Below are 26362 nucleotides of genomic sequence, written 5' to 3'. Positions count from 1 at the left end.
TGCGCCTTTAAAATTAAATATTACTAGTTCTTAGCCATCACTGAGTAATTGCATTGGGGTAGGCATATTTTTAGGGAAGGTGATATGGTATTTCAATCCTTCACCTAATGTGCTTGTGGCAATAATGTCACCACCTAACGTTTGTTTGACTAAGTTAAAGCTGATATGAGTACCAAGACCACTACCGCCTTGCTCTCGTTTGGTTGTGAAAAATGGATCGAAGAGCTTATCAAGTTGTTCTTGGGCGACACCTTTACCATTATCTTGGAAAATGATGTCAACCATCCCATCTTGTTCAGTTATTTTTATTGTAATAATCCCTTGGCTTTCGCCCTCAAAACCATGAATTAGTGAGTTCATGATGAGGTTGGTAAATATTTGACTCACTGCACCTGCAGGAATGTTAAGGGTTAAATCTTCGGGGCACTCTAAATTAATTTTGTGAAGCGTTTTCTTTAATTTGGGATGTAAAGAACGAATGATCTCACCTAAGTAACTTTTTAGGTTAATTGTACGTACAGCTTCACTCGCTTGGTCGACTGCTATTTGTTTAAAGCTTGCAACAAGCTCAGATGCGCGCTGAAGGTTTGTGGTTAATAAGCTTGTGCTTTGCTTAGCATCATTAATAAATTCCTCTAGCGCTTTGGGTGAGAGCGTTTTATTTTGATAAGCGAGCTCGATTTGATGTAGGCGCTCTTCTAAAAAAGAGGTGGCAGTCACTCCTATACCAACAGGGGTGTTAATATCATGAGTAATCCCTGCAACTAAACCACCTAATGCCGCCATTTTTTCTGAGCTAACAAGGCGTTCTTGAGCTTGATTTAATTCATCTAAATAGCGCTGTAAATCTTGTTGTTTTGTGATTAGTTCTGTCTCGGTATGCTTTCTGCGTTCGATTTCCTCAGTAAGGGTGAGCTTTTGTTTTTCTAACTCATATTTTTGTTGTTGCAAGTCCATCATAGCTTGACTGAGATTGGATGTTTTTCTTGCAACCTCTTGCTCGAGTAGTAAATTTTGTTGATCGAGTTTTTCGTTGCTTTCAATAAGTTTCTTTTGAGTAGATTCTAGTTGATTTTTATAATCACTGACTTTATCAATTAACTTATTAAATGAATGCTCCATAATCTTTAATTCATTATGCTCAGTGGTATGAATTTCTAATCGTGCCCCATCTAGGTTATCGATCTCTAACTCTTCAATTTGGTTTGTTAATTCTGTAAGGGGTTCGGTAAGGAGCTTTCTAAACGATAATAAGAATAAAATAATTAAAAATGTTGTTTTGATCATCGCATTACCAATTAAAAAGTAAATTGAGATCATAATGCGGCTCAGTACAACTTCTCGACTTGAAAACAGGGTGACATCCCCCACTTGGGTTGCGCGTCCTGAAAATTCAAAAATCAGTGGAAAGGTATATCCAAATAAGCCTGATGAAGTGGTGTCTTCAATGGTCGATGCATCTTGGACCAACTGCTCGCTGTATAAATCGCGAATATCTAAAGAGCGGCCAAGTTGTGAGATTATTTCGCCTGTATCATCACGTACTATAATCCCTTCAATCATAGGAATTGCGAGTAGGCCTTCGGCAATCGTCACTGTTTGTTGGGTATTGAGCTCCCAAATGGCTCGGGTCAAACTGCCAGAAAATGTTTTTTGTAGAGTAGTTAATTCATTGCGAATATAGTCTTTAGCATTGTAAAACTCAGCAATGACTTGGCCACAGGTTACAATAAACGTGAGTAAGAAATAGACAGATAAAACACTAGTCAATAATCTTTTCGAGAGGCTTTTTTGTAACATTGGTTAACTAACACTCCATGGATACGATATTTAGCAACATTTTGCTCTATAAACTTAGCTAATATATTAAAAAAAATAAATAAATTAATCAGGTTTTATCTATTTATTTTTAAAAGTGAATCAAAGACCTAAAAATTATTTTTTTGTTTAGACCTATGTTATAACTGTTGCAGATTGATTTGATTTTTAGTTAAAAATAACTGATGAAATTTCCTATTCTAGTTTGCGATGATTCGATGTTAGCACGCAAACAAGTGGTTCGGCTTCTGGCCAAAAATACAGAGTTTGAAGTTTTTCAAGCTGCTAATGGGCAAGAGGCTATACATATCTTAGCACACCAAGAAATTGGTTTGTTGTGTTTAGACTTAACGATGCCTGTAATCGATGGCGTTGGGGTACTGCAATATATTAAAGAAAATAAAATAGAATGTTTTGTGGTGGTTATTTCTGCTGATATTCAGCCAGAAATGAAGCAAAAAGTGATGAGTTTAGGGGCGCTCACCTTTATTGAGAAACCAGTGTCAATGGGTGCGCTGGCAGAAGTTATGCATAAGTTTGGCATTAGGTAATCATTTTTAAATAAAAAAGAAATAATTTATGCGTTTTTTCTATCTTGACACCGCTAGGCATTTTAAGGCAGTCTAAAGGCTATGAACAAATATAATTCAGTACTAACCATTATTATTACAACCACCATCCTAACTGGATAGTGGCATGGGTCTGTACGCAAAATAAAAGGCCTGTGCTCACAACGAGCGCAGGCCTTTTTCGTTTTTGGGGATGAGGAAATTAATATGAAAGTTATGAAGTTTGGTGGGTCGTCTCTGGCTGATTATGCTTGTTTGCAACAAGTCGCTCAGTTAGTTAATGCTCAGTTATCGTCACAGGTATTATTAGTGTTGTCTGCTCCAGGTGGCATGACAGATAAATTGGTTGAGTTGGCAGAGCTTGCTGAAAAAAGCTCAGATTTTCAACCGCAATGGGATGCGTTGTTATCGCGTAGTTTAGAGTTAAAACAACAAGTTGAAAATGCTGGAAAGGTTATAAGCAATTGGCCTGATTTTAAATTATTACAACAGAAGTTATCAGGCGTTTCGTTACTCGGTGTATGTCCAGATTCAGTGCGTGCATTTGTAATTTCGTTTGGTGAACGTTTAAGTGTTGCACTAATGCAAGCATTGCTTAGTGAGCACAATCCTACTTATTTGGAAGCAACTAATTGTATTTTATCTCGTGGTGGCCACTTAGATGCGGAAGCGAGCATCTCTTTAAGTACACCTCTTTTTGCTGATCAAATGGCATTGGCACCAAGTCAAATTTATATTATGCCTGGTTTTACGGCTAGTAATGATGCGGGTGAGCTCACGACACTTGGCCGTAATGGTTCTGATTATTCTGCCGCGATAGCAGCTGCCTGTGTAAAAGCCGATGTGTGTCAAATTTGGACCGATGTTGATGGCGTTTATAGTGCTGACCCTCGTTATATCAGTAAAGCAACAAAAATCGATAGTTTGTCATATAAAGAGGCAATGGAGTTATCCTATTTTGGTGCAAAAGTATTGCACCCAAAAACAATATTACCGTGTGCCAAAGCTGGTGTGCCTTGTGAAATTAAAAATACGCATAATCCTGAAGCTCCTGGCTCTTTAATCAGTGAGGCTTCAAGTGCTGAGGAGCCTGTAAAAGCGTTATCGAGCCTACAAGACCTCGCAATGCTAACGGTCTCTGGCCCTGGCATGAAAGGTAAAGTTGGCATGGCTGCACGTGTTTTTACAGCACTTGCGCAAGATAATGTTTCAATTGTATTAATTACGCAATCGTCATGTGAATTTAGCATTAGTTTTTGTGTGCATGAAGCTGATTTAAATTTGGCTTTAGGTGCGCTTGAGGCGGCCTTTGAGCTTGAGTCGCAAGCTGGATTAATCGAGCCGGTACAGGTTAAGCGTGAATTGGCTATCGTCACTTTAGTGGGTGACAATATGAAGGCGCATCGGGGTTTGGCTGCTAAGTTTTTTGCATCTTTAGCCCAAGCGCAAGTAAATATTGTTGCAATAGCGCAAGACTCTACTGAAAGCTCGATTTCAGCAGTGATCGACGGCGTACTATGCAATGATGCAGTAAAAGTATGTCATGAAAACTTCTTTACTCATATTCCATCAATCGATGTGTTTTTATTGGGTTGTGGTTTAGTGGGCGCTGAGCTGATTAAGCAATTTGAAAAACAACAGCATTGGCTTGAGCAACGTAATATCAAACTTAATTTATATGGCGTGGCGAACTCTAAACAAGTGTTATTGAATGAAGAGGGGGTGTGTTTGCACACTTGGCCTGCGCAGTTGGCTGAGTCGACTCAACGTTTTGAATTGGCAACCCTAGAAGCTTTTGTTAAAGCAAATCATTTAATTAATCCTGTGATTGTTGATTGTAGTTCATCAAGCCAATTGGCTGATCAGTATGTTTCGTTTTTAGCTGCGGGTTTTCATGTAGTAGCCGCGAATAAAAAAGCCAATACTTCATCTCAAGCTTATTACCAGCAATTAATGCAAACGAGTCTTAAAAACAACCGTAAATTTTTATATGAAACCAATGTGGGCGCAGGCTTACCTGTATTAGATAATTTAAAATTATTGTTTAGTGCAGGGGATCAATTACTGAGTTTTAGCGGTATTTTATCGGGCTCGTTATCGTATATTTTTGGTGCACTACAAGATGGTTTGACTTTATCGGAAGCAACCTTGCAAGCGAAGAAAAATGGCTTTACCGAGCCTGATCCTCGTGATGACTTATCGGGTACGGATGTCGCACGCAAACTATTAATCATCGCACGAGAATCAGGGCTTGAACTTGAGCTGTCTGATATTGAAGTGGAGTCTGTATTACCAGAGGGGTTTGCCAAAGGTGCAAATGTTGATGAGTTTATGGCGCAATTACCAGCCTTAGATGCGGCATTTGGTGCAAAAGTAAATCAAGCCCGTGATGAGGGGAAAGTGTTGCGTTATGTTGGCAGTATAGTGAACGGGCACTGTAAAGTGGGAATTGAGGCTGTTGCGGCTGATCATGCGCTTAATGATATTCGTGATGGTGAAAATGCCTTGGCAATTTTAAGTCAGTATTATCAGCCACGCCCGTTTGTTATTCGTGGTTATGGTGCAGGTGCACAAGTGACTGCAGCGGGTGTTTTTTCTGATATTTTAAAAATCGTATCTCGCTAGGAGGCATTATGTTTGAAGTTTATGCCCCAGCTTCAGTTGGCAATTTTGCAGTTGGTTTTGATGCCTTAGGCGCGGCGCTTGCGCCTATAGATGGTCGTTTGTTAGGTGATGTTGTCCGTATCGAAGCTGCGGATGAAGAAAGCTTTGTATGTAGTGGTCAATATGCGGCAAAATTACCTAGCGCCGCGCAAGAAAATTTGGCGTATCAGTGTTTATTGCATTTTCGCCAACACGTGGCGCCAGAAATGCCACCTGTACGTTTAGAGCTTAAGAAAAATTTGCCAATTGGTTCTGGGCTCGGTTCGAGTGCTTGTTCAGTAGTTGCTACTTTTACTGCGTTAGATAAATTTGCCAATACCCAACTGAGCCAAGTTCAATTGATTGAATTAATGGCCGATTTTGAAGCCATAGTGAGTGGCGGTCGCCATTATGACAATATTTCACCGTGTTATTTAGGTGGCTTGCAGTTAACGGGTGATTTAATTCCAAATAAATCAATTAGTTTACCTGTAAATCCTGATTGGTATTATGTGGTTGCTTTTCCTGGTTTTAGTTTAAATACAGCCAAGGCGCGCTCAGTGTTACCTAAAGAAATTTCACTCCATGATAGTGTGGAGTTTGCTCAGCGTTTATCTGCGTTTACCAGTTACTTATTAACCGGCCAGTATGAGTTAGCGCTGTCAATCATGGCTGATCATATTGCAGAGCCGCATCGGGCTGCGTTAATTGATGGTTTTGCTGAAGCTAAAGTTGCTTTGCCAGAACTGGGTGCTAAAGCGATGAGTATTTCAGGTGCAGGGCCGACTCTGTTTGCAGTGTGTACTGATTTAGCAACTGCAGAGCAATGCGCAACTTGGTTGGCGCAAAATTATATTAACGACCAAGGTTTTTGTCATATTTGCCAATTAGATAATTTAGGCACTCGAGTATTAGAAAATGGAGCAAGCAATGTTACTGCATAATTTAAAAGATAATTCAGAAAAAGTGTCATTTATCCAAGCGGTAAAGACAGGGTTAGGGCGAGATCAAGGAGTGTTTTTTCCTGAAAATTTAACCCCAATGGCAGACATTGATGCGTTACTCGAGCTCGATTTTGTTACGCGTAGTAGCAAAATTTTAAGCCATTTAATTGGCGATGAACTCTCAACTGAGCAAGTGGCTGCCATGGTCGCTCGCGCATTTAACTTTGATTTGAAATTAGTTGAAGTTGAAAAAAACATTTATTGTTTAGAGCTTTATCATGGACCAACCCTGGCTTTTAAAGACTTTGGTGGTCGTTTTATGGCTGAATGTTTAGCTGAGTTTAGCCAAGGTAATAAGACTACCATTTTAACCGCGACAAGTGGGGATACTGGCGCTGCAGTTGCACATGCTTTTTATAAAAAAGACAATATCGATGTCGTGATTTTATACCCTAAAGGTAAAATATCACTTGCGCAGCAAAAGCTATTTACCACCTTGGGTGAGAATATTCATTGTTATGCCGTTGATGGTAGTTTTGATGATTGTCAGGCGATGGTTAAAGCTGCGTTTTTAGATAATGAAGTCAAACAGCGTTTAGGTTTGAATTCGGCTAACTCAATTAACATCAGTCGCTTAGTGGCTCAAGTGTGTTATTACTTTGAAGCTTTGGCGCGTTTACCTAAAGCGCAAAGAGCGCAAGCTCACATTTCAGTACCCAGTGGTAACTTTGGTAATGTTTGCGCCGCAATGATAGGTGCGGTGATAGGTTTGCCTGCCGTGAAACTGTCGGCAACAACCAATCAAAATGACACCGTACCACGTTTTTTACACAATAAAGAATGGCAACCGACTGCAACTAAAGAGTCGCTGTCTAATGCAATGGATGTGAGCCGTCCAAATAACTGGCCGCGTGTGCAATATATGCTCGATCACAACTGGTTTAGCTATGACAACTTTTACTCACACGCCATTGATGAGCAAACCACACAAGCCGCGATGCATCATTTAAATGAGTTAGGCTATTTAGCTGAGCCACATACGGCTATTGCTTATGAAGGGCTTAAGCGTGACTTGGCCGCAGATGGTGTTGGGGTATTTTTAGCTACTGCACACCCTGCTAAATTTAAAGAAAGTGTTGAAGGTATTTTAGATATTAAGTTAGAGATGCCAAAACCGCTTAGCGATGCACTGGCTAAACCGTGTTTAGCGGTTGATTTAGTGAATGATTATCATATATTGCGTGAAGCGTTATTAGTTAAATTAGGCTAATACCAATCGTAATAAATAACTGATCACCCTAGCTTGTTAAAACACTCGATAACTTCGTTAGATTTTTTGATTGTAGAATAACTACTTATCGAAAAAGTCTGCCTTGTTCTCAAGCGTTTTTCCTACGCTATTTTTGATCACTTACTTATCGTGATTGGTATAATAAACTTGTTTTTAATCAAGCCAGCTCAGCTGGCTTTTTTTATGCCTGCTATTTTTGTCAGCTAGAGATTGGCATAATAGCATGTCGATTGAATACAAGAGAATATTATGAATTGGTCTGAGTTTATCGCCCAAGAACAGCAACAACCTTATTTAGCGGATACGCTAACTTATGTCTCGCAGCGACGTGCTGAAGTGGTAGTTTACCCGCCTGAACATTTAGTCTTGAGTGCGTTTGAGGCAACACCGTTGGCTGATGTAAAAGTGGTTATTCTTGGTCAAGACCCCTATCACGGCGAAGGTCAGGCCCATGGATTGTGTTTTTCAGTATTACCGGGTATTAAACCGCCTCCGTCTTTAGTAAATATCTATAAAGAGCTCGCGACTGATATTGAGGGCTTTGCTATTCCAGAGCACGGTTATTTGCAAAAGTGGGCGCAGCAAGGGATATTGATGCTCAATACCGTACTGACAGTCGAGCAAGGCCAAGCGCATTCTCATAAACATCTTGGTTGGGAGCAGTTTACTGATAGGGTGATAGCTTTGTTAAATGCGCAATCACAGCCGATTATTTTTGTTCTTTGGGGCGCGCATGCCCAGAAAAAAGGCAAAAAAATAAATCAAGGTGTACATAAGGTATTAAGTGGGCCGCATCCATCGCCACTGTCGGTATATCGAGGATTTTATGGCTGTAAGCATTTTTCAACCATCAATCAGTTATTGCAAGAGCAGGGGAGTAAGCCGATAGATTGGCAAGTTTAAGCTAATTTAAGTTAGCAAGAGTAAAAAAGGCTCCAAAGGAGCCTTTTAGGAATTAAAAATTAAGTTCTTCTAGTTCGACTTCGTGTGACCAATCTAGGTCTTGCAGCTCCTTGCGCAAGCGGTGCTTATCCTTTAGCGCCTCAATTTCTCGCCATTTTCTTTTTTGGTTTTTCGAGCTTTTCACTGTTGCTTCCGGACTTTCTAACAGAGTTAAAATGTCATCTAGATTATCCATATTGCGCTCCTTTTTTATTCGTAATCCCGAACGTAGCTATATCATAACAAGGTCAAAATTAAAACTATTAGATGTAGTTAAGGTTGCAAAAATATGAATGTTAAGTTACAGAGGGCGCTTTTTGGCTGAAAAGGGGGGGAATCAGAAACAAGCTGTTCGTTTGTTTCTGATTTGTCAGATTATAAATTGATGTGTTTAAGCAGTGCTTGAGTTGAAGGATCTAGTTGGCTGCTATTTTTTGTCGTTATGGCATTCATTAGCTGGTTACCTAATTGTTTACCTAGCTCCACACCCCACTGATCAAAGCTATTAATACCAAATAGTATACCTTGACAAAATACTTTATGTTCGTATAAAGCGAGTAGAGCACCGACTGAATAAGGCGTTAAAGACTCGATCACGAGCGTATTTGAGCCCGTATTACCTGGCATTGCTTTATGTTTGGCGAGTGCTTTTGCTTGCTCTGTTGGCATATTTGAAGCTATCAGTTCATCGAATGATTGCTGTTCTGTTTTGCCTTGCATTAACGCTTGCGCTTGACCTAAACAGTTGGCAATCATCATTTTATGATGTTCTGGGTAAAGTGCCTCGCCTTTCGCTGGCACAATAAAATCAATCATAGCCTGCTGTTTACCCTGATGCAGCAATTGCATAAAGGAGTGTTGACAATTGGTGCCTTCAGCTCCCCATAAAATAGGGCCCGAAGTTGCAATAGCATCGCCTTTTAGATTAACCGACTTACCATTGCTTTCCATATCAAGTTGTTGCAAATAGGCAGGCAAAGATTTCAAACCGTGGCTATAAGGCAATACCATCAGGTTGTTATAACCTAAATACACTTGTTGCCAATAACCAATCAAGGCTAATAAGACGGGCATATTTTGACTCAGTGGAGCCTCGCAAAAATGCTGATCCATAGAAGCTGCCCCAGCAAGTAATTGCTCAAATGCTTTACTGCCTATGCTTAGCGCTAAGGGGAGGCCAATAGCAGACCATACAGAATAACGGCCACCAACAAAATCCCACAGCGGGAAAATATACTCAGGTGCAATGCCATATGCTTGGGCGAGCTCTGGTTTTGCGGTCAGTGCCACCCAATGCTTTTCAATCGCAGCTTGTTCTGCAAATTGGTTTTTGAACCAAGTCATTACCGCATTGGCATTTACTTGTGTTTCAATTGTGGTCCAAGATTTAGAGGCAACAATCACTAGCGTCGTTGCAGGCTTTAACTGAGCTAACAGTTGTTTGATTTGAGCGCCATCAATATTAGCTAAATAGTGAACGTTAATATTAGATGCTTGATATTCAACAAGGGCGCTTTGTAACATTTTAGGGCCAAAAAATGAGCCGCCAATACCGATACTGATCACATCAGTAATTGCCTCATCAGTAAACCCGCGTAATGCTTTACTTAATATCCCATCAACAAATGACAGCATACGTTGTTTTGTTTGGCTTATTTCGGCTGCAATATCAGGGGCATGAGTGCTTAATTTTTGGCTGTTACGCAGCGCAGTATGTAATACGGCACGTTGCTCAGTATGATTAATTTTTTCACCATGGAACATTGCATCTCGGGCTTGGCTAAGTTGCTTATGCTCGGCAAGTTCAACTAAGCTATCAAGCGCTTGTTGATTGATCCGTTGCTTTGAATAATCTAAATAAATGGGCGCGATATTTAATTGATAGATTTCTGCACGAGTTGGCTGCAATTGAAAAAGCTCCACTAAATGGAGCTTCTGCAAATCTTGTGCAGCATCCAACAAGCTATTGTGTAAGCGTTGTTCAATGCTGATATGGGGCATTTTTAAGTCCTTTAAAGTTTTTTAAAGCAATTTTCTAAGTCGACTTGTGCAGCGGCAAATGCACGAATACCTTCTGCTAATTTTTCTGTCGCCATTGGGTCTTGGTTATGTAACCAGCGAAATTGGCTTTCAGTTAATGCTTCTGGTTTATCAAATTGAACGGTAAATTTCTCAAGTTGATAGTTAGGTGCATCTGTCATATTTTCTAGTTCAGAGAGCAGAGCGGGGCTAATAGTCAATTTATCACAACCGCTTAATGCCAAAATTTCGCCCGTATTGCGAAAGCTTGCACCCATCACAACGGTATTATACCCGTGCGTTTTATAAAATTCATAAATACTACGAACAGATTGCACACCAGGATCTTGCAATGGATCGGTTGGCTTTTCCATTCCGTGAGCAACGTGCCAATCTAAAATACGACCAACAAAAGGAGAGATTAAAAATACATTAGCATCGGCACAAGCGCGCGCTTGAGCTTGGCTAAATAGTAAGGTTAAATTACATTTAATGCCTTCCTTCTCTAGTGTTTCTGCTGCTTTAATTCCTTCCCACGTAGAGGCGATTTTAATTAAAACTTTATTTTGGTTTACGCCTTCGAGTTGATACAAAGCTAATAACTCTTTTGCCTTTGCAATCATTGCAGGGCTATCAAAAGATAAGCGCGCATCCACTTCTGTTGAGATATAACCAGGCACGACATCAGCAATTTCTTTTCCGATTAATACCGCAAAATAATCACACGCTAACTCAACTTGTTTGGCTACATCAGATTGATGTTCTTTGGCGTAGTTCCAAGCACGCTGTAATAAAGGTTGGTACGCTTCAATTTTACTCGCATTTAATAGCAACGATGGATTTGTGGTTGCATCTTGTGGTTTGTGCTTTTTAATTTGTTCAATATCGCCCGTGTCGGCAACGATGGTTGATTGGGCTTTTAAAGCCGCTAATACTGCGCTCATGGGATTTCCTCATTCCAAAATTAACTTAACAATACGATTTGTTAAGTATTTTTGAATATACCTTAATACATTAATATTGCACTTAAATTAACGCGCTTTAACAGGGCAAATGTCCTCATGCTATAGCGAGACAAAAGTGCCCTATTGGTGATGTAACAGCAGTGTAAATTAGGAGGTATTTCAAACAAAAACGTGATTTTCATCACAATAAGTGGTGAAATTGACATTAAATAAAATACAAGTCAATAGTGATTATGATTACGGTTATTTCTCCAGCAAAAAATTTAGATTTTGAGACGCCACTGCCAACAACTCTAGCAACTCAACCCCAGCTTTTAGATCACAGCGAAGAGTTAATTACAGTGTGCCGAACACTTACTCCAGCAGAGCTGAGCTCTTTAATGAAAATCAGTGATAAGTTAGCAGGCCTCAACGCAGCGCGTTTTAGCGAGTGGTCACAGCCTTTTACCCCCCAAAATGCTCGCCCAGCGGTATTTGCTTTTAATGGTGATGTTTACAGTGGCTTAGATGCTCATACCTTAACGCCAGAGTCGCTAGATTATGCTCAGGGCCATTTACGAATATTATCTGGTTTGTACGGGCTACTTAAACCACTTGATTTGATGCAAGCTTATCGTCTTGAAATGGGGACGCGCTTAGCGAACACTCGAGGTAATAATCTTTATCAATTTTGGGGTGAAATTATTACCGATAAGCTAAACGAGTTAATAGAGCTGCAGGGTACTCAATACTTAGTTAATTTAGCATCAAACGAATATTTTAAAGCGGTTGATACAAAAGTATTAAAAGCACAGATTATTGCGCCAATTTTTAAAGATTGTAAAAATGGCCAATATAAAGTGATCAGTTTCTACGCCAAAAAAGCTCGTGGCATGATGGCCCGCTTTATTGTTGAAAACAAAATAACGGATTTGGCCGGCATTCAAACCTTTTCAGAGCAAGGTTACTATTTTAGTCAAGAACAGACACAAAAACCGCATGAACCCGTTTTTATGCGCGCTGAGCAATAATCTAACAATACTAAAAAATAAAAAAGCCGCTCACCTTAAGTGAACGGCATTACGTATTAGGCTGCTTTTTTGTATTCAGTAATCATCTACTAAAAATGGATTCAAAGTACTTAATATCTTACTTTTGCATCGCTAAGTAAAAATCACGTTTAACACTTAACTGCGCGATTAAAGAGCTAGCATAAGGCTTAAAGGTAGCAAGCTCATTTTTTTCAAGCGATTCAGATTTAGGTAGCGCCACTGTTTTAGGGTTTCTGTGTACACCATTAACTAAAAATTCATAGTGTAAATGCGCGCCTGTTACGCGGCCTGTTGCACCAACGGTACCTATAATTTGACCTTGTTTAACTTTAGCGCCAGGTTTAACGTTGCGCTTATGAAGGTGCAGGTATTTGGTAACATATTGACTACCATGCTGAATAAAAACATAGTTACCATTATATTTACTGTAACCAGACTCGAGAACTTTACCGTTACCTGATGCCATAACTGGAGTGCCTGTTTTAGCTGCATAGTCAATTCCTCTATGGGCCTTAACTTGGCCGGTTACAGGGTGGATTCGTCTAGGATTGAAATTTGAGCTTATGTATTTAAAGTTCACTGGAGCACGCAAAAACGCTTTGCGCATACTGCGACCTTCAGGCGTATAAAAGTTTCCATCTTCATGACGAACAGCAGAAAAACGCTCACCTTGGTTAATAAACTCGGCGGCAATAACATCGCCTGTACCAATATATTCACCTTCGATGTGCTTTGTTTCATAAATTAAAGCAAACTGATCGTTAATACGAATATCATTGGCAAAATCGATATCCCAGCCAAAAATATCAGCAAAATTCATTATTTGTTTTTCAGTTAAGCCAGCTTCTATACCTGCATTCCAAAAGTTGGTTTTAATTTGTCCTGCAGTAATTTGACTACGGGTTTCAATTTTTTTGTTATCAATTTTAGTAATGAACTCATTATTTTCATCTAATGAAACAAATAAGGTATCGGTTTGATTAATTTGGTATTTAAGATGTGATAGCTCATTTTGGTCATTACTTGCAAAGTAAAGCACTTCACCTGGATGAATTTTCGTAAGTGTTTGAGTATCGTCATTTAGATTAATTAACTTATGTAAGGTTTGGGCTGAAAATCCCGCACGTTTAAAGATAATTGCTAAGCTGTCACCTGTTTTAACAGTAAATGCTTTATAGGCTACTTCAGGAACGGCAATAGCCGTTTCTGCAGCAGGATTATCAGATTCTTCTGCTTGGGCTGATTGCTCTGGAGGTTGAATTAAATGCTGTAAGGTTAATTCATAACGCTTTCCAACTTCTAACTCAGTTTGGTTGTTATCTTTAGATGCTTTGGCTTTTTCTGAAGTCGTTAATATTAAAGTTAAAATAACCGAAAAAAATACAGCAATGAGAATTTTGTGCTGATGAGGTAATTTATGCACCATAGCTACCATAATGGACCTTATTCCGAATAAACGATACTTTATAACAAAAATCAGCATATAACGAATATAAAGCTATTACCAGTGGTTTGTGCATTTAAACTCCATAAATAATCAGTTAGAATCGCAAAATAATTGTGATGTTACAAAAGGCGAGTCTTTGTTTTTTGAAAACATTATCAGCTTAATATTATTTGGAGATTGCAATGACTGATTTACAAGCCGCGTTAGCTGAAATTAAACGTGGTGCAGAAGAAATACTCATTGAAGATGAACTGATTGAAAAATTAAAGTCAGGTAAAAAACTCAAGATTAAAGCTGGTTTTGATCCCACAGCACCAGATCTGCATTTAGGCCATACAGTGCTAATTAATAAAATGAAAACTTTTCAGGATTTAGGTCATGAAGTTATTTTCTTAATTGGTGACTTTACAGGCATGATTGGTGATCCAACAGGGAAAAATGTGACTCGTAAGCCGCTAACTCGTGAAGATGTATTGGCAAACGCTGAGACATATAAAGAACAAGTTTTTAAAATCCTTGACCCAGCCAAAACTACGGTCGCATTTAATTCGACTTGGATGGAAAAGCTTGGTGCTGCAGGGATGATTAAGCTTGCATCTAATCAAACAGTGGCTCGCATGCTTGAACGAGATGACTTCAAAAAGCGTTATGCTGGTGGTCAGCCAATTGCTATTCATGAGTTTTTGTATCCGCTTGTGCAAGGTTGGGATTCAGTAGCATTGGAAGCTGATGTTGAATTAGGTGGTACTGATCAACGTTTTAACTTACTTATGGGGCGTGAGCTACAAAAAGTTGAAGGCCAAAAACCACAAACAGTGTTAATGATGCCATTGCTTGAAGGTACTGACGGCGTTCAAAAAATGTCTAAGTCACTGGGTAACTATATTGGTATAACCGACAGCCCAACAGAAATGTTTGGTAAAATCATGTCAATCTCAGATGATTTAATGTGGCGTTATTTTGATTTATTAAGTGCGCTTAGTATTGAGGAAATCGCTGCACTTAAGGTTGAAGTTTCAGTTGGTACAAACCCTCGCGATATTAAGATTAGCCTTGCCAAAGAAATGATTGCGCGTTTTCATAGTGACGATGATGCCGAGGCGGCCTATCAGGATTTTATTAATCGCTTCCAGAAAAAAGCATTGCCTGATGATATTCCTGACGTGACTGTATCGATTGAAGGTGATGTGATCTCAATCGCTAACTTATTAAAAGAAGCTGACTTAGTTGCAAGTACTTCAGAAGCGATGCGCATGATTAAACAAGGTGCCGTCAAGCTCAATGGCGAAGATAAAATATCAGACAGTAAACTTGAAGTTCAAAAAGGTACTGTGGCAATTTACCAAGTCGGTAAACGTAAATTTGCTAAAATTACGGTTGCTTAATTTAATCTGTTGATACTTTTTATCGATTACTTAACCTGAACTGTGGTTAAGAGGTTTATTAAGGTATTGATTTTATTTAGATAAAAATTCAGGAGCTCCCCAGCCGGAGATTTACAGGAATAACAAGGCAAGCTTACGTGTCAATAGCTGGTTTATTGCAAATAAACTCAACGTAGTTATTGTTGAAAATAGCCACTGGGGATAGATTTATTATCCAGAGTTCAGGTTACTTAGCTTAAATTAGCCCCAATAAAAAAGCCGCGATTAACGCGTAATGCCGATCAGTTAAGAAATATTTTACTGATCGGTTGACCGATCTTCTGTAGATGTAACAATCCGATGAACCCACATGTCATCGGATTTTTTATGGAACTGTCAGAAGCCTTAGCACGCACCTCAATTAACCGCCTTACCGAATTTTCGTCATTAGCGGATGTCCTAGACCCCGAAATTATTCAATCGTGTTTAGCCTCTAATGGTGTGGCCACATTGCGTAAACGCAAGCTGCCTATGGATGCAATGATTTGGGCCGTGATAGGTATGTCACTTTTTCGCACTGAATCAGTCCGCCTGCTCATCAACAAGCTCGATATTGTATTACCGCAGGATGTGGATTACGTCGCACGCAGTGCCGTGACACAAGCGAGAAAGAAGCTAGGCAGTGATGTGGTTCGAGATGTATTTCATCTTTCAGCACAGAAGTGGCATGAGCGAGCTGAGCATCCCCATTGGTGTGGTCTGAACTTATTTGGTGTAGATGGCGTTGTATGGCGCACGCCCGATAGTAAAGAAAACAGCGCAGCCTTTGCCCGTACAGCGAATAAAGCCAGTGAAGCAGGCTATCCTCAGGTACGAATGGTATGTCTGATGGAGCTTAGTAGCCACTTAATTCTTGATAGTGCATTGAGTAGCGTGAGTGAAAATGAGATGACACTGGCAGCACAGCTCATAGCACGTGTACCAGATAACAGCCTAACATTGTTTGATAAAGGCTTTTACTCACTAGGCTTGTTACATGATTGGCAGCATAAAGGCATCAACACACATTGGTTATTACCGCTAAAGAAGAACGTACAGTATGAGGAAATCAAACGTCTTGGCAGGCAAGATAAACTCATCCGCCTAACCACCACACCTCAAGCGAGAAAAAAGCGACCAGAGTTGCCCTTAACAATGGACGTGCGACTTATCACCAAACTAATCAAAGGAAAAGAAGTCAAAATACTCACGTCCATGGTCGACCCTATGGCATATCCATCGGCAGAAATAGTCGACCTTTATAGTCATCGCTGGGAAATAGAGATGGGCTACCGAGAAATGAAGCAACACTTGCTGGCAAGTAGGTTTACGTTAAGAAGCAACTTACCAGAGCTCATTAGACAGGAGTTATGGGGGGTGCTGTTGGCGTACAACTTAATCCGCTATAAGATGGTCCTGATGGCGAAGTCGCTCAAGAGTGTTTTCCCAAACCAACTAAGCTTTAGAGATGCCTCATCACACATCATCCATAAGCTGACTATGATGCCAATTTATGCGCCCGGTAATGTCCCCGGACTGATATTAGAAATAGAAAGAAATGCCAGTCAATTTAAGCTAGAGGGAAAACGAGAACGAAGTTACCCAAGAACACTAAAAGTATCGAAAAACCGCTACCCTGTAGCTAAAAATAAAAAAGCCGCTCACCTTAAGTGAACGGCATTAGCGATTAACGCGGCTTTTTTATTGGGGCTAATTTAAATGCTAATGGCTATGGTCGTGGCCACAACCGCCTGGGCTATGTACATGACCATGGGCGAGTTCATCAGCGGTAGCTTCGCGTACTTCAAGTACTTTTACATCAAATGTTAATTCAATACCTGAAAGTGGGTGATTGCCATCAACAAGGACGTCGTCACCTTGTATATCTATCACAACAACAGACTCTTCACCATCGTCGGTTGTAGCACGAAATTGCATGCCAATTTCAACTTCAATTCCTTCAAACATTGATTTTGGGACCGCTTGCATAAGCCCTTCATGGCGCTCGCCATAACCCTCTGAAGGGGGTACAGTTACTTTGAAGGTATCACCGACTTCTTTACCAATTAAGGCACTTTCTAAGCCTGGGATTAAATAGCCTGAACCGATAATCACTTCAAGTGGCTCTTCATTCATAGAGCTATCAATATCATTATTGTTTTTGTCTATTACTGAGTAATGCATTTTTACTACTGCGTTTTGTGCAATTTTCATAAGGTTCCCGATTTAATTGTCGCTTAATGAATAAGGTAGAGGTTGAATTGTTAACAGCATTGGCTGTTCGTGTTTTGTTCGTAATGGCGTTTCAAGCGAAATATCATTGGGTAGGACCACTAGAGCGACTGCTTTTTTATCAACTGGATCAAATGAGCTAGTAATGATATGTCCAGCGCGGCGCCAGTTTTCGCCCATTTGTTGCTCCACTTCATCGCTGTTAACAGGCTTGTCGCCGTTGGCTTGAATTATGTACATAGCGCGTTTGTTTTTACCTAGGTATTTCATTCTGGCAACCGTTTCTTGGCCGGTATAACATCCTTTTGTAAAGCTAATGCCGCCAATGGCTTGAAGGTTTACCATTTGTGGTACGTATTCACCTACTGCTGTTGTATTTAAGCTTGGTTCGCCATTTAAAATAGCCAAACTCTGCCAAGTAAAATCGTTATCAAGCCAAGTAGCGATGTCGGTTAAAAAAGAATCAGGCGTGTCTTTTACAATTAAAATGATGCGCTTATCAGAAAGTTTTAATGCATGGCCAAATTGAAATGCTGCGCTGTTGTTGTTTTGAAAGTTAATGTCTAGCGCTGCTAAGGCAATGTGTAAGTTGTCACCAAATAAACCAATTAATTTGAAATCGGTATTGTGTGTAATAGTCACTTTAGCAAATACGGCGTACTTTTTTAGCTCCGCTAAACTTTGTGTCAAAGAGTCGGCAGAAGTAATTGAGAAGTAACTTTCGTTATGGGCAAATAATTTATGTACTGCCCAAAGCTTACCTTTACCACTACAGTGGCCTGCCCATAACATTGTTTCATGGTTGAGTAGATTAATATCCTGAGTAATTTGACCGTGTAAATACGATTTTTTATCTGCACCAGCAAATTCAATAAGCTGATCGCTAAGTGAGCATGCAAAAATTTGAGACATAATTTAGTAAACCATGAAAAATTAGGGTGTTAATAATAACGTATCTCAACTAGATAATTAATACTTGATTGATTAAATCATTAAGATAGTGTTTTAGTATTATAAATTTATTATGTTTTTGATAGAATCGGCGCACAACACAACGAGGTAGCAAATGACAGAGTTAAATAATAAAGCGCGATTACGTTGGGCATGTCGCAGAGGAATGTTAGAGCTAGATGTATTGCTAATGCCTTTTGTTGAGGATGGGTATGATGCTTTAACATCAGAAGATAAAGTTATTTTTCAACATTTATTAACTCAAGAAGATCCTGAGTTATTTGCTTGGTTTATGGGTCATGAAACAGCAAAAAATCCGCAACTAAATTATATGGTTAAACTGATTTTAAACCGAGTCCGTGTATAGAGTTTCTTTTAATGATAATAATCAATCGCCTACTTTTATAGTGGGCTTTTTTATTGCGCTTGGTTGTTTATTGTTGTTAATCGCATCCTCTGTACCTCACGCCATGTTTTTACTTTTTTTAACCTGCTTGGCATTTTATTTTAGTTGGCATCAATTAATTAAAAGCACCCCACAGCAAGGCGTATTATTCCTCCTTGATAATGGTGATATAGAGTTAGTCGTTGATATGAAATCGGTTCATTTTCAGATGCTGCACGTGAGTTTTGCTACTGACACTGCAGTTTTTTTCTATTTAAAAAGCCAGCATAAACGCTGGCTAATTGTTTATCGTCGCAGTGTGAATGCAGTCGATTATGCTCGAATGCGTCGACATATCAGCGTAGAGTATTAAAGTTTTTTGATATTAGGTATCAAAATTGTTGGGCCTGATTGCTCTGCTAGGTTTGGATAATCTAGGGTGTAATGTAAACCGCGACTTTCTTTTCGCTCTAAAGCGCAGCGAATAATAAGTTCGGCCACTTGCGCTAAATTACGTAATTCTAATAAATTGTTAGTTACCCTGAAATTAGCATAATACTCTTGAATTTCTTGTTGTAATAATTCGATGCGTCGTAATGCGCGCTCTAAGCGTTTAGTCGTGCGCACAATGCCAACATAATCCCACATAAATAGCCTTAGTTCATGCCAATTATGTGTGATTACCACTTCTTCATCAGAGTTGGTTACTCGGCTTTCATCCCACTCAGGAATCGCTATTTGCTCATTTGTAATCGCTAACTTAGCAATAATGTCTTTTGCAGCAGCTTGTGCAAATACAATACATTCGAGTAATGAATTACTCGCCATGCGATTTGCACCATGCAATCCTGTATAAGCTACTTCACCAATAGCATAGAGGTTATCTAAATCTGTTTTTCCATTAAAGTCAGTCATCACGCCACCGCAGGTATAATGCGCAGCGGGTACTACAGGAATAGGTTCTTTTGTGATATCTAAGCCCACACTTAAGCATTTAGCATAAATAGTAGGGAAGTGTTCGATAATAAAGTCATCTTCTTTGTGTGAAATATCAAGATACACACAATTAGCGCCTAAGCGCTTCATTTCATAATCGATTGCGCGAGCCACAATATCGCGCGGTGCAAGCTCGGCTCTTTCATCAAAATCAGGCATAAAGCGGCTACCATCAGGGCGCAGTAAATAAGCCCCTTCGCCACGCATGGCCTCAGTAATTAGAAAGTTTTGTAATTCAGGGTGATACAAACTGGTTGGGTGGAATTGGTTAAATTCCATATTGGCGACACTACAGCCTGCACGCCAAGCCATTGCAATACCATCTCCTGATGCTACATCTGGGTTTGAGGTGTATAAATAGACCTTACTTGCTCCGCCGGTGGCTAAAGCGACAAATTTAGCACTTATCACTTCAACTTGTTCTAATTCACGATTCCATACATAAATACCATGACAATGCTTACCAGCTAAGCCTAATTTATTGGCTGTGATTAAATCGATAGCATTATAACGCTCAAGTAAGGTTATGTTTTTATGCTCTTTTACGCGGTCAATTAACGTTGTTTGAACTGCCTTACCTGTTGCATCTGCAGCATGTAGAATTCGTCTATGGCTATGTCCACCTTCGCGGGTTAAATGATAGCGTTCAGTTCCATATTTATCACGCTCCATGTCAAATGGAACACCCTGATCAATGAGCCACTGCATACATTGTTTCGCATTGCTCGCTGTATAATGCACAGCTGCCCGGTCGCACAAACCAGCTCCAGCGTCTAAAGTATCTTCTACATGGGATTCGATGCTGTCATCCTTATCAAATACAGCAGCAATGCCACCTTGAGCATACAAGGTTGACCCTTCTTTGAGTGGGCCTTTGCTTATCACGATGACATTGCAATGATTGGCCAAAGTCAGGGCGAGCGTTAAGCCAGCGGCACCGCTACCAATAATGGCAACGTCAGTATTGTGGTGTTTTTTTTGGTTCATGTAAGTGATACTTAGGGTTACAATGCAATTTCAACGAGCTTCACAATAAATACTTGTTCAAGAAATTGCTAGAGAATTTACCATTGGCGCTCGTTTTCAGCCAAGGTTCATCTAGCTTCGACAAGTATTTTAAAAAAAAAAACGTAATAACAGAACTTTTTATTTTTTAATGGGTCTTACCTAACGTTAAACAAGCACAAATTAAAGAGTAACAAGCAAACAAATAGGAGTACCGGCTCGAATGAACGAGCAGGATTTAGATTTAGCGCTAGTAATAAAAGTGCAGCAGGGAGATAAAAGCGCGTTTAATTTGTTGGTCAGAAAATATCAAAACAAAGTGGCCAGTTTGATCTCTCGATATGTATCAAACCAAAGCGATGTAGCTGATGTTGCACAAGAGGCATTTATTAAAGCATACCGTGCAATCCCTGGCTTTCGAGGTGAAAGTGCTTTTTACACATGGCTTTACCGAATTGCGGTTAACTGCGCAAAAAACTATCTTGTTGCTCAAGGACGCAAGCCGCCTGTAAATGATGTTGACGCTGAAGAGGCTGAATATTATGAAGGCGCATCAGCGATGCATTCTAACGCATCGCCTGAAAACTTGCTGATGAGTGATGAAGTAAAAAATGTAATTTACGATGCAATCAATAATCTGCCAGAAGACTTAAAAACCGCAATTACCTTGCGAGAGTTAGAAGGAATGAGCTATGAAGATATAGCCGTTATTATGGATTGTCCGGTTGGTACTGTTCGCTCAAGAATTTTCAGAGCGCGCGAAGCAGTCGATTTAAAATTAAACCCGTTAATAAATAATGCATAGGTGAATTTTAGTATGACCAAAGCACCCTTAACGCAAAATGAGCATTTGTCAGCGTTACTCGATGGCGAGGAAAATCTGGCAGATCATATTTTAACTGCCGAAGATCACAAAACTTTTGAGCGCTATGCGTTAATTGGTGATGTAGTCAAAACTGAGCCACACGCTAATATTTATATTGATATCGCCGATAGAGTTGCATTAGCACTTGAAAATGAGCCTGTTTATGGTGATTTTAGTGGTAGCCATAAAGATACGAGTAATGCGGTTGATGACAAAACGCTTACTAAGAAAAACGAAAATAATGTTGTGTCTATAAACTGGAAAAAACCATTAGGTCAGATTGCTATTGCTGCGAGTGTTGCATTGGTGGCTATTATGGGGGTACAAACGATCCCTAGCAGCCAAAATAGCCGGATGGTTGACCAAGTACCTATATTTCAAACTACACCTGTTGGTGGCGTTGCATCTCCGGTGAGTTATTCTACAGAGCCCGCCCTTGCAAACGCAAAGCAAGGTTTACGTGAGCTACAACAACAGCGCATTGGTGCTTTAGTGCTTGAACATCAAAGACAAACGCGTATTGCAAGTCAGGCGCAAACTGTTGATAATCAAAACAAGCCAAAAGCCAAGGATTAAAACTAATTAGATGAGAGCCATTGCTGTATTATTTTCGCTCGTTGTATTTTCAGCTAATCTTGCTGCGACAGAAGAGGAAAGTGCCAAAGATCTCCTAGAGAAAATGGCACTGACCGTTCACTCAAGTAATTTTGATGCGTCGTTTGTTGTCGTTAAAGGCAATGCTATGGAGCCATATCGTTGGCGTCATGCACAATATCAACAAACAGAATTAGAGCACCTCAGTTTACTTAATGGTGCAGGGCTTGAAATAATCCGAATTAATGATCAAGTCACTTATTTTGAACCCCAAACTCCACCATACTCAATCAACTCTCGTTCAATCTCAGGCCCTATACCTGATGCTTTGTTTCATGATATCAGCGCATTAGAAACTAGTTATAATTTTGTGCTCGGTGGTAAGGGTCGCATAGTTGACCGACCTGCACAGCTGATACGCATTGAATCTAAAGATAATAATAAGTTTAATTATTGGATTTGGCTTGACTCACAATCTTCGTTAGTTTTAAAAGCGGCTTATGTAAATCAACAAGGCGAAATAGTTGAGCAATTACAATTAACTAACTTGGTTTTCTCAGAGCAACCCGCTGCAGACTTGGTTGAGATGAGTAAGAAACAATTTCCTACACCTTTGCCGCTGCAGGAAGTATCGACTGAACTTGGTAAATGGCAGATTGGTTGGTTACCTCAAGGGTTTAATTTAATTAAATCGGACCGCCATAATTTAAATTTAAATAATGAACTTGCCGATTATTTCTTATTTAGTGATGGGTTAGTTGAAGTGTCGGTATTTATTCAAAGGCCTCTTTCATCAATGCGTCGCAGTACAGCGCTAACGTCTGGTGCGACAACTGTATTTGTCCATAATGCTGAAGGATTTGATGTCTCTGTGGTTGGAAATATTCCCACTGCAGCGGCTAAAAATATCGCAGAGTCTGTACAGCGCCCTAGTTTATGATAGAGCAAACTCTAACTGTCGTGTCTGTAAATGGCACTCATGCAACCCTTAAGCCTCAAGCAAAAAAAGCATGTGAAGGCTGTAATGGTAAATGTGGTTCGCAAATATTTGCTAAGTTATTTGGCAACAAAGAAGCATTATTTGATTTTAACTTTGACCAAGAATTAGTGCCAGGTCAGCAAGTGCTGTTTGGATTTGATGATAGCCATGTGGTTAAAAGTTCATTCTTAACGTATTTATTACCGCTTTTATTCGCTATTGCTGCAGCTATTTTTTCAGCTGAAGTGCTTATTTTGTCTGAAGGTTGGCAAATTATAGTGGCATTTTTAGCTGGGTTTGTTGGTTACCTTTGTGCAAAGTTTTACTTAAAAGCAGTCAAACATCATATTGAAGTGATAAAAATTTATCCAATTAGTGCAACTCCAGCGCAAATAGATGGTGATTAAGTCCAATTAATTGTAAAATTCTCTTTTTCCATTAATCGTTCACTTAATTAGAAGTCTTGAATCCAGTTTATGAAGCATATCCGTAACTTTTCAGTAATTGCCCATATAGACAACGGTATGTGTTGACACTCCAAGACACTCCAAGACATAAACTGAAAAACAAAACCTCTCACGCAACGCCACATCACAAACCAAGCCTTTTCTAAGCTTTTTTTTTAAGACATAATCGTCCACAATGAGACATTAACCGACAAATAGAGTCACTACTTTTGAGTACACCCTTAAGTACAGAACGTTTTTATTTGTCTTTTTTAACTATAATTTGTACTTGGATTGACTATGGCACTTACTGATACATGGCTTCGCGCTAATTTGAATAAAACCCAAGAAAAAGTGGTCGTTAAATCCGACCGTGATGGTTTGGGTGTTCGTATCTCAGCAAAAGGGAAGATGACTTTCCAATTTCGATACCGCTTTCCTAAAGGTTCAAAACAAAAACGTTTAGACTTGGGTAACTATCCTAATTTAGGCTTGAAAGAAGCTAGAGTAAAAATTGATTATTTGAATAAAAAAATAGAAGCGGGTGTTGATCCAATAATTGCCCTAGAAGAAAACTTTAGTTCGGAGGATTTAACATTTAAAAGACTTTATCTAATGTGGTATGAAAAGTTTTGTATGGTGTATAAAACTAGGCCTGAAGTAATTAATAATTCAATGGTTTTGCATGTGTTGCCAACGATGGGTAAGTATCAAGCCCGAGATATAACAACACAGGCATGGTATGACTTATTTGAAAGCCACAGACCATTCAGACCGGCAATAGTAGATAGATTACTTTGTAACTCAAAACAGGTATATGGTTGGGCTCTACAGCGTGGATTATTGAAGGTTAACCCGATAGCGAATGTTAGTGCTAAACGGGATTTAAGGATTACAAAGAGTTCAGGCCAGCGCACGTTATCTGACGAAGAGATTATCTACTTCTTTAAAGCCCTGCATTATGGGCAGATGGCTGAAAAGAATCGTGTAATGTTAACACTGTGCTTTATTTATGGTTGTCGTATTGGTGAGCTAAGACTAGCAAGATATTGTGATGTGGATTACAAGACAGGGATTTGGAGTGTACCGGTTGAGAGTCATAAAATGGGGGGGAAAACCCTTAAACCGCTTCTCAGGCCTATTATTAGTTGGACTAGAGATTTGTTTAAACGTGCTGAGGAATTGAGTAATTCGGACGAGTATTTCTTTTCGCATAGATTTAACAATACAGTTCTAAAACCCAACATGCACTTATCTATACCTAGAAATTTGATCCACCACATTGAAAAGTTCTATGGGTTTAAAATGGAGCCGTGGACGGTTCATGACCTAAGAAGAACAGCCCGAACTAATTTCTCACAAGAAATAAATGGTGAACGGATAGCGCCACACGTTGCCGAAGTAATGTTGGGCCATAAGCTGCCAGGCGAATGGCAAGTTTATGACCATTACGATTATTTAACCGAACAAGCTCAAGCTTATAACTTGTGGGCTAATAAGCTTAAGACCCTTATGAATTCGGAAATACCCGAGGCGGTTATAACTGAAGAGAAGGTGTGGTGATTACTTCACCACACCTATTTTAGAAAAGACGGTTTTGAATTTTTCTTTGTTCGGGCCAAAGTAAGTAAGAAGAGATCCCTTTGTAGCCGAGTTCAAGACTTCACCATTTGGTTTACGATAATGAACTCGGCCTTTAACAAAGCATTGTATTTGATTAAGTAGCGGGTTCATCCATGCCTCGGACATACTACTAAAAGTGATGCAAATAGCTTCACTAACATTCCCCGAGTTGTACTCAGATTCTAGCTTTGAGATCCAGTCAAAATTGGAGGGTATATCTTCGGTGATGCAATATCCTCTTTTCGGACACGTTTTCTTGGTACAATTTGGAGAGCATTTTTTTTCGCCCTTATGAAAAGGGTGATTCATAAAAACACGCCCGAACCAAGGCTGAGTCAACCCGTCTTGTTCTTTGGTGAAGTAGGTTGTGGCCTTAACTGTTTTATTTGCAATATCACAACTCGCAGGGTCTAGGTCTATTTCACCCAAGACCTCACTCACTAGAGCAATAATATCTTCAGGGGTGTAATAATCAAAATTCCCGCTAGTTTGATTAATCAGCGCGTCATTATTCAAATTAAGTACTCAAGAAAGAGAGTAAACAGGCACATTACTAGAGCGCTGATACCGACCGAGATACAAGCCCAAATAAATATGGGCTTGGTGTACTCTGAAACTTTAGACTTTGATTTTATGCAAAGACCGAAGCCTATGTTAAGAACAAACAGAAACAAGACGACAAGAAAAAGACTAATATTTAAGTTCATAGCTGAGATCCTTTTTTTGTTGCGGTTTGTAACCAAGCTCAATGGCCGTTAAAACTCCTAGAGGTGAACGGCTTCGGCATGGTGGAAGTTGTGTTATTGGTTTTTGATGTGGATTTTTTGGTTTCACTGTTTATCCTAAAAAGGGGTCTCCCCCTATTTTTAAATTTATCGGCTAAATACAGGCCAAAAATTAAGCGCTAATTCAACGGCTAAAGCCACTTTACTTTTTTTAAAGGGTGTTAAAGGGGTGTTGGGTTTTTTAGTGTGATTCATTTTTAGTCTCGGCTTAACGTGGTTTCAGTTTCATTAAGATTTTGCTCCCATTCGACCACAGCCGTAATGAGAAAGAGTTTTTTTTGTAGTCGGTTATTTATCGGTTGGGGAAAACCTAGATTTTGAATGTAGCGGTTGAGAGTTCGTTTTGTTATACCACCTAAACGCTCGCAAATTTGCTCTGCTGTCCAATAGGCAATATGTGATGGTGTGTTTGTAGTCATATCGTCAATC

25 protein-coding genes are annotated in these 26362 nt (G+C 39.6%); 15 read left to right on the top strand and 10 right to left on the bottom strand.

From position 1 onward, the window contains the following. Window positions 1–30 precede the first annotated feature (30 nt). Window positions 31–1800 carry a sensor histidine kinase gene (locus tag AC3KZC_RS13000; RefSeq protein WP_490578867.1) on the bottom strand — a complete coding sequence of 590 codons (1770 nt, stop codon included), beginning with the start codon at window positions 1798–1800 and terminating at the stop codon, window positions 31–33. A 203-nt stretch (window positions 1801–2003) separates the two neighbouring features. Here AC3KZC_RS13000 and AC3KZC_RS12995 point away from each other — a divergent pair, with 203 nt between their 5' ends. The 5 genes from AC3KZC_RS12995 (at window position 2004) to ung (ending at window position 8168) form a co-directional block, all read left to right on the top strand. After that, the gene (locus AC3KZC_RS12995; RefSeq protein ID WP_490578868.1) at window positions 2004–2369 is read left to right on the top strand and encodes a response regulator; all 366 of its coding nucleotides are present in this window, start codon (window positions 2004–2006) and stop codon (window positions 2367–2369) included. Window positions 2370–2594: 225 nt separating this feature from the next. Continuing rightward, the gene (gene thrA, locus AC3KZC_RS12990) at window positions 2595–5012 is read left to right on the top strand and encodes a bifunctional aspartate kinase/homoserine dehydrogenase I (protein WP_490578869.1); all 2418 of its coding nucleotides are present in this window, start codon (window positions 2595–2597) and stop codon (window positions 5010–5012) included. Between the two features lie 8 nt (window positions 5013–5020). Next, on the top strand, window positions 5021–5974 hold the full coding sequence (gene thrB / locus AC3KZC_RS12985; protein ID WP_490578870.1) for a homoserine kinase: 954 nt from the start codon (window positions 5021–5023) through the stop codon (window positions 5972–5974). Next, the gene (gene thrC / locus AC3KZC_RS12980) at window positions 5961–7244 is read left to right on the top strand and encodes a threonine synthase (RefSeq protein ID WP_490578871.1); all 1284 of its coding nucleotides are present in this window, start codon (window positions 5961–5963) and stop codon (window positions 7242–7244) included. Before thrB ends, thrC begins: the two co-directional genes overlap by 14 nt. A gap of 267 nt (window positions 7245–7511) precedes the next feature. Then, window positions 7512–8168: a uracil-DNA glycosylase gene (gene ung, locus AC3KZC_RS12975; protein WP_490578882.1), complete on the top strand. Its 657-nt coding sequence runs from the start codon at window positions 7512–7514 to the stop codon at window positions 8166–8168. 52 nt (window positions 8169–8220) lie between these two features. On the opposite strand, the gene AC3KZC_RS12970 is transcribed toward ung, so the two are convergent. The 3 genes from AC3KZC_RS12970 to tal form a co-directional block, all read right to left on the bottom strand. Continuing rightward, window positions 8221–8403 carry a DUF3545 family protein gene (locus AC3KZC_RS12970; RefSeq protein ID WP_490578872.1) on the bottom strand — a complete coding sequence of 61 codons (183 nt, stop codon included), beginning with the start codon at window positions 8401–8403 and terminating at the stop codon, window positions 8221–8223. Window positions 8404–8582: 179 nt separating this feature from the next. Next, window positions 8583–10208 (bottom strand): glucose-6-phosphate isomerase, encoded by a 1626-nt coding sequence (pgi, locus tag AC3KZC_RS12965; RefSeq protein ID WP_490578873.1) that lies wholly within the window; start codon window positions 10206–10208, stop codon window positions 8583–8585. 11 nt (window positions 10209–10219) lie between these two features. Beyond that, window positions 10220–11170 (bottom strand): transaldolase, encoded by a 951-nt coding sequence (gene tal / locus AC3KZC_RS12960; protein ID WP_490578874.1) that lies wholly within the window; start codon window positions 11168–11170, stop codon window positions 10220–10222. Window positions 11171–11424: 254 nt separating this feature from the next. On the opposite strand from tal, the gene yaaA reads away from it, so the two are divergent. After that, window positions 11425–12201, top strand: a complete 777-nt coding sequence (yaaA, locus tag AC3KZC_RS12955; RefSeq protein ID WP_490578875.1) for a peroxide stress protein YaaA — start codon at window positions 11425–11427, stop codon at window positions 12199–12201. 118 nt (window positions 12202–12319) lie between these two features. Here the strand turns inward: yaaA and AC3KZC_RS12950 are convergent, their stop codons facing one another. Further along, complete coding sequence (locus tag AC3KZC_RS12950; protein ID WP_490578876.1) at window positions 12320–13657, bottom strand: peptidoglycan DD-metalloendopeptidase family protein; 1338 nt, start codon at window positions 13655–13657, stop codon at window positions 12320–12322. Between the two features lie 194 nt (window positions 13658–13851). Between AC3KZC_RS12950 and tyrS the strand changes: the two genes are divergently transcribed. Next, on the top strand, window positions 13852–15054 hold the full coding sequence (gene tyrS, locus AC3KZC_RS12945) for a tyrosine--tRNA ligase (protein WP_490578877.1): 1203 nt from the start codon (window positions 13852–13854) through the stop codon (window positions 15052–15054). Between the two features lie 366 nt (window positions 15055–15420). Further along, on the top strand, window positions 15421–16746 hold the full coding sequence (locus AC3KZC_RS12940; protein WP_518525896.1) for an IS4 family transposase: 1326 nt from the start codon (window positions 15421–15423) through the stop codon (window positions 16744–16746). A 48-nt stretch (window positions 16747–16794) separates the two neighbouring features. On the opposite strand, the gene AC3KZC_RS12935 is transcribed toward AC3KZC_RS12940, so the two are convergent. Together AC3KZC_RS12935 and ygfZ are read right to left on the bottom strand one after the other, a co-directional pair. Beyond that, window positions 16795–17286, bottom strand: a complete 492-nt coding sequence (locus AC3KZC_RS12935; protein ID WP_490578365.1) for an FKBP-type peptidyl-prolyl cis-trans isomerase — start codon at window positions 17284–17286, stop codon at window positions 16795–16797. 12 nt (window positions 17287–17298) lie between these two features. Then, window positions 17299–18216 carry a tRNA-modifying protein YgfZ gene (ygfZ, locus tag AC3KZC_RS12930; protein WP_490578366.1) on the bottom strand — a complete coding sequence of 306 codons (918 nt, stop codon included), beginning with the start codon at window positions 18214–18216 and terminating at the stop codon, window positions 17299–17301. Window positions 18217–18370: 154 nt separating this feature from the next. Here ygfZ and AC3KZC_RS12925 point away from each other — a divergent pair, with 154 nt between their 5' ends. Together AC3KZC_RS12925 and AC3KZC_RS12920 are read left to right on the top strand one after the other, a co-directional pair. Beyond that, window positions 18371–18622 (top strand): FAD assembly factor SdhE, encoded by a 252-nt coding sequence (locus AC3KZC_RS12925; protein ID WP_490578367.1) that lies wholly within the window; start codon window positions 18371–18373, stop codon window positions 18620–18622. Then, on the top strand, window positions 18615–19013 hold the full coding sequence (locus tag AC3KZC_RS12920; RefSeq protein ID WP_490578368.1) for a hypothetical protein: 399 nt from the start codon (window positions 18615–18617) through the stop codon (window positions 19011–19013). The genes AC3KZC_RS12925 and AC3KZC_RS12920 overlap by 8 nt, the downstream gene beginning before the upstream one ends. Here the strand turns inward: AC3KZC_RS12920 and nadB are convergent. Beyond that, on the bottom strand, window positions 19010–20623 hold the full coding sequence (gene nadB / locus AC3KZC_RS12915) for an L-aspartate oxidase (protein WP_490578369.1): 1614 nt from the start codon (window positions 20621–20623) through the stop codon (window positions 19010–19012). The genes AC3KZC_RS12920 and nadB overlap by 4 nt on opposite strands. 241 nt (window positions 20624–20864) lie before the next feature. Between nadB and rpoE the strand changes: the two genes are divergently transcribed. From rpoE to AC3KZC_RS12890, 5 genes are all read left to right on the top strand, one after another. Further along, window positions 20865–21446 carry an RNA polymerase sigma factor RpoE gene (rpoE, locus tag AC3KZC_RS12910; RefSeq protein WP_490578370.1) on the top strand — a complete coding sequence of 194 codons (582 nt, stop codon included), beginning with the start codon at window positions 20865–20867 and terminating at the stop codon, window positions 21444–21446. Window positions 21447–21458: 12 nt separating this feature from the next. Next, window positions 21459–22082 (top strand): sigma-E factor negative regulatory protein, encoded by a 624-nt coding sequence (locus AC3KZC_RS12905; protein WP_490578371.1) that lies wholly within the window; start codon window positions 21459–21461, stop codon window positions 22080–22082. A gap of 10 nt (window positions 22083–22092) precedes the next feature. Continuing rightward, complete coding sequence (locus AC3KZC_RS12900; RefSeq protein ID WP_490578372.1) at window positions 22093–23040, top strand: MucB/RseB family sigma factor regulatory protein; 948 nt, start codon at window positions 22093–22095, stop codon at window positions 23038–23040. Next, entirely contained in the window at window positions 23037–23486 is a 450-nt protein-coding gene (locus tag AC3KZC_RS12895; protein WP_490578373.1) for a SoxR reducing system RseC family protein, read from the top strand. The genes AC3KZC_RS12900 and AC3KZC_RS12895 overlap by 4 nt, the downstream gene beginning before the upstream one ends. A gap of 339 nt (window positions 23487–23825) precedes the next feature. Then, window positions 23826–25088, top strand: a complete 1263-nt coding sequence (locus AC3KZC_RS12890; RefSeq protein WP_490578374.1) for a tyrosine-type recombinase/integrase — start codon at window positions 23826–23828, stop codon at window positions 25086–25088. Here AC3KZC_RS12890 and AC3KZC_RS12885 read toward each other — a convergent pair whose 3' ends face one another. Both AC3KZC_RS12885 and AC3KZC_RS12880 read right to left on the bottom strand, forming a co-directional pair. Next, window positions 25089–25664, bottom strand: coding sequence for a hypothetical protein (locus AC3KZC_RS12885; protein WP_490578375.1), 576 nt, complete (start codon window positions 25662–25664; stop codon window positions 25089–25091). It lies immediately after the preceding gene. Window positions 25665–26130: 466 nt separating this feature from the next. After that, window positions 26131–26352 carry a hypothetical protein gene (locus AC3KZC_RS12880; protein ID WP_490578376.1) on the bottom strand — a complete coding sequence of 74 codons (222 nt, stop codon included), beginning with the start codon at window positions 26350–26352 and terminating at the stop codon, window positions 26131–26133. Window positions 26353–26362 lie beyond the last annotated feature (10 nt).

Source organism: Pseudoalteromonas sp. J2K-J031, from assembly GCF_058197095.2.
Note: the sequence above shows the minus strand (reverse complement) of the source record. Positions and strands in the feature narration are given on the sequence as shown.

Excerpts from the sequence above, each read along its gene's own strand:
- thrC (WP_490578871.1), top strand. The coding sequence starts at position 5,961 with ATGTTACTGCATAATTTAAAAGATAATTCAGAAAAAGTGTCATTTATC.
- thrB (WP_490578870.1), top strand. The coding sequence starts at position 5,021 with ATGTTTGAAGTTTATGCCCCAGCTTCAGTTGGCAATTTTGCAGTTGGT.
- AC3KZC_RS12890 (WP_490578374.1), top strand. The coding sequence starts at position 23,826 with ATGGCACTTACTGATACATGGCTTCGCGCTAATTTGAATAAAACCCAA.
- AC3KZC_RS12995 (WP_490578868.1), top strand. The coding sequence starts at position 2,004 with ATGAAATTTCCTATTCTAGTTTGCGATGATTCGATGTTAGCACGCAAA.
- AC3KZC_RS12950 (WP_490578876.1), bottom strand. The coding sequence starts at position 13,657 with ATGGTAGCTATGGTGCATAAATTACCTCATCAGCACAAAATTCTCATT.
- AC3KZC_RS12940 (WP_518525896.1), top strand. The coding sequence starts at position 15,421 with ATGGAACTGTCAGAAGCCTTAGCACGCACCTCAATTAACCGCCTTACC.
- ygfZ (WP_490578366.1), bottom strand. The coding sequence starts at position 18,216 with ATGTCTCAAATTTTTGCATGCTCACTTAGCGATCAGCTTATTGAATTT.
- AC3KZC_RS12925 (WP_490578367.1), top strand. The coding sequence starts at position 18,371 with ATGACAGAGTTAAATAATAAAGCGCGATTACGTTGGGCATGTCGCAGA.
- AC3KZC_RS12900 (WP_490578372.1), top strand. The coding sequence starts at position 22,093 with ATGAGAGCCATTGCTGTATTATTTTCGCTCGTTGTATTTTCAGCTAAT.
- yaaA (WP_490578875.1), top strand. The coding sequence starts at position 11,425 with ATGATTACGGTTATTTCTCCAGCAAAAAATTTAGATTTTGAGACGCCA.
- AC3KZC_RS12970 (WP_490578872.1), bottom strand. The coding sequence starts at position 8,403 with ATGGATAATCTAGATGACATTTTAACTCTGTTAGAAAGTCCGGAAGCA.
- pgi (WP_490578873.1), bottom strand. The coding sequence starts at position 10,208 with ATGCCCCATATCAGCATTGAACAACGCTTACACAATAGCTTGTTGGAT.
- AC3KZC_RS12905 (WP_490578371.1), top strand. The coding sequence starts at position 21,459 with ATGACCAAAGCACCCTTAACGCAAAATGAGCATTTGTCAGCGTTACTC.
- rpoE (WP_490578370.1), top strand. The coding sequence starts at position 20,865 with ATGAACGAGCAGGATTTAGATTTAGCGCTAGTAATAAAAGTGCAGCAG.
- AC3KZC_RS13000 (WP_490578867.1), bottom strand. The coding sequence starts at position 1,800 with ATGTTACAAAAAAGCCTCTCGAAAAGATTATTGACTAGTGTTTTATCT.
- AC3KZC_RS12935 (WP_490578365.1), bottom strand. The coding sequence starts at position 17,286 with ATGAAAATTGCACAAAACGCAGTAGTAAAAATGCATTACTCAGTAATA.
- nadB (WP_490578369.1), bottom strand. The coding sequence starts at position 20,623 with ATGAACCAAAAAAAACACCACAATACTGACGTTGCCATTATTGGTAGC.
- AC3KZC_RS12895 (WP_490578373.1), top strand. The coding sequence starts at position 23,037 with ATGATAGAGCAAACTCTAACTGTCGTGTCTGTAAATGGCACTCATGCA.
- tyrS (WP_490578877.1), top strand. The coding sequence starts at position 13,852 with ATGACTGATTTACAAGCCGCGTTAGCTGAAATTAAACGTGGTGCAGAA.
- AC3KZC_RS12880 (WP_490578376.1), bottom strand. The coding sequence starts at position 26,352 with ATGACTACAAACACACCATCACATATTGCCTATTGGACAGCAGAGCAA.
- thrA (WP_490578869.1), top strand. The coding sequence starts at position 2,595 with ATGAAAGTTATGAAGTTTGGTGGGTCGTCTCTGGCTGATTATGCTTGT.
- tal (WP_490578874.1), bottom strand. The coding sequence starts at position 11,170 with ATGAGCGCAGTATTAGCGGCTTTAAAAGCCCAATCAACCATCGTTGCC.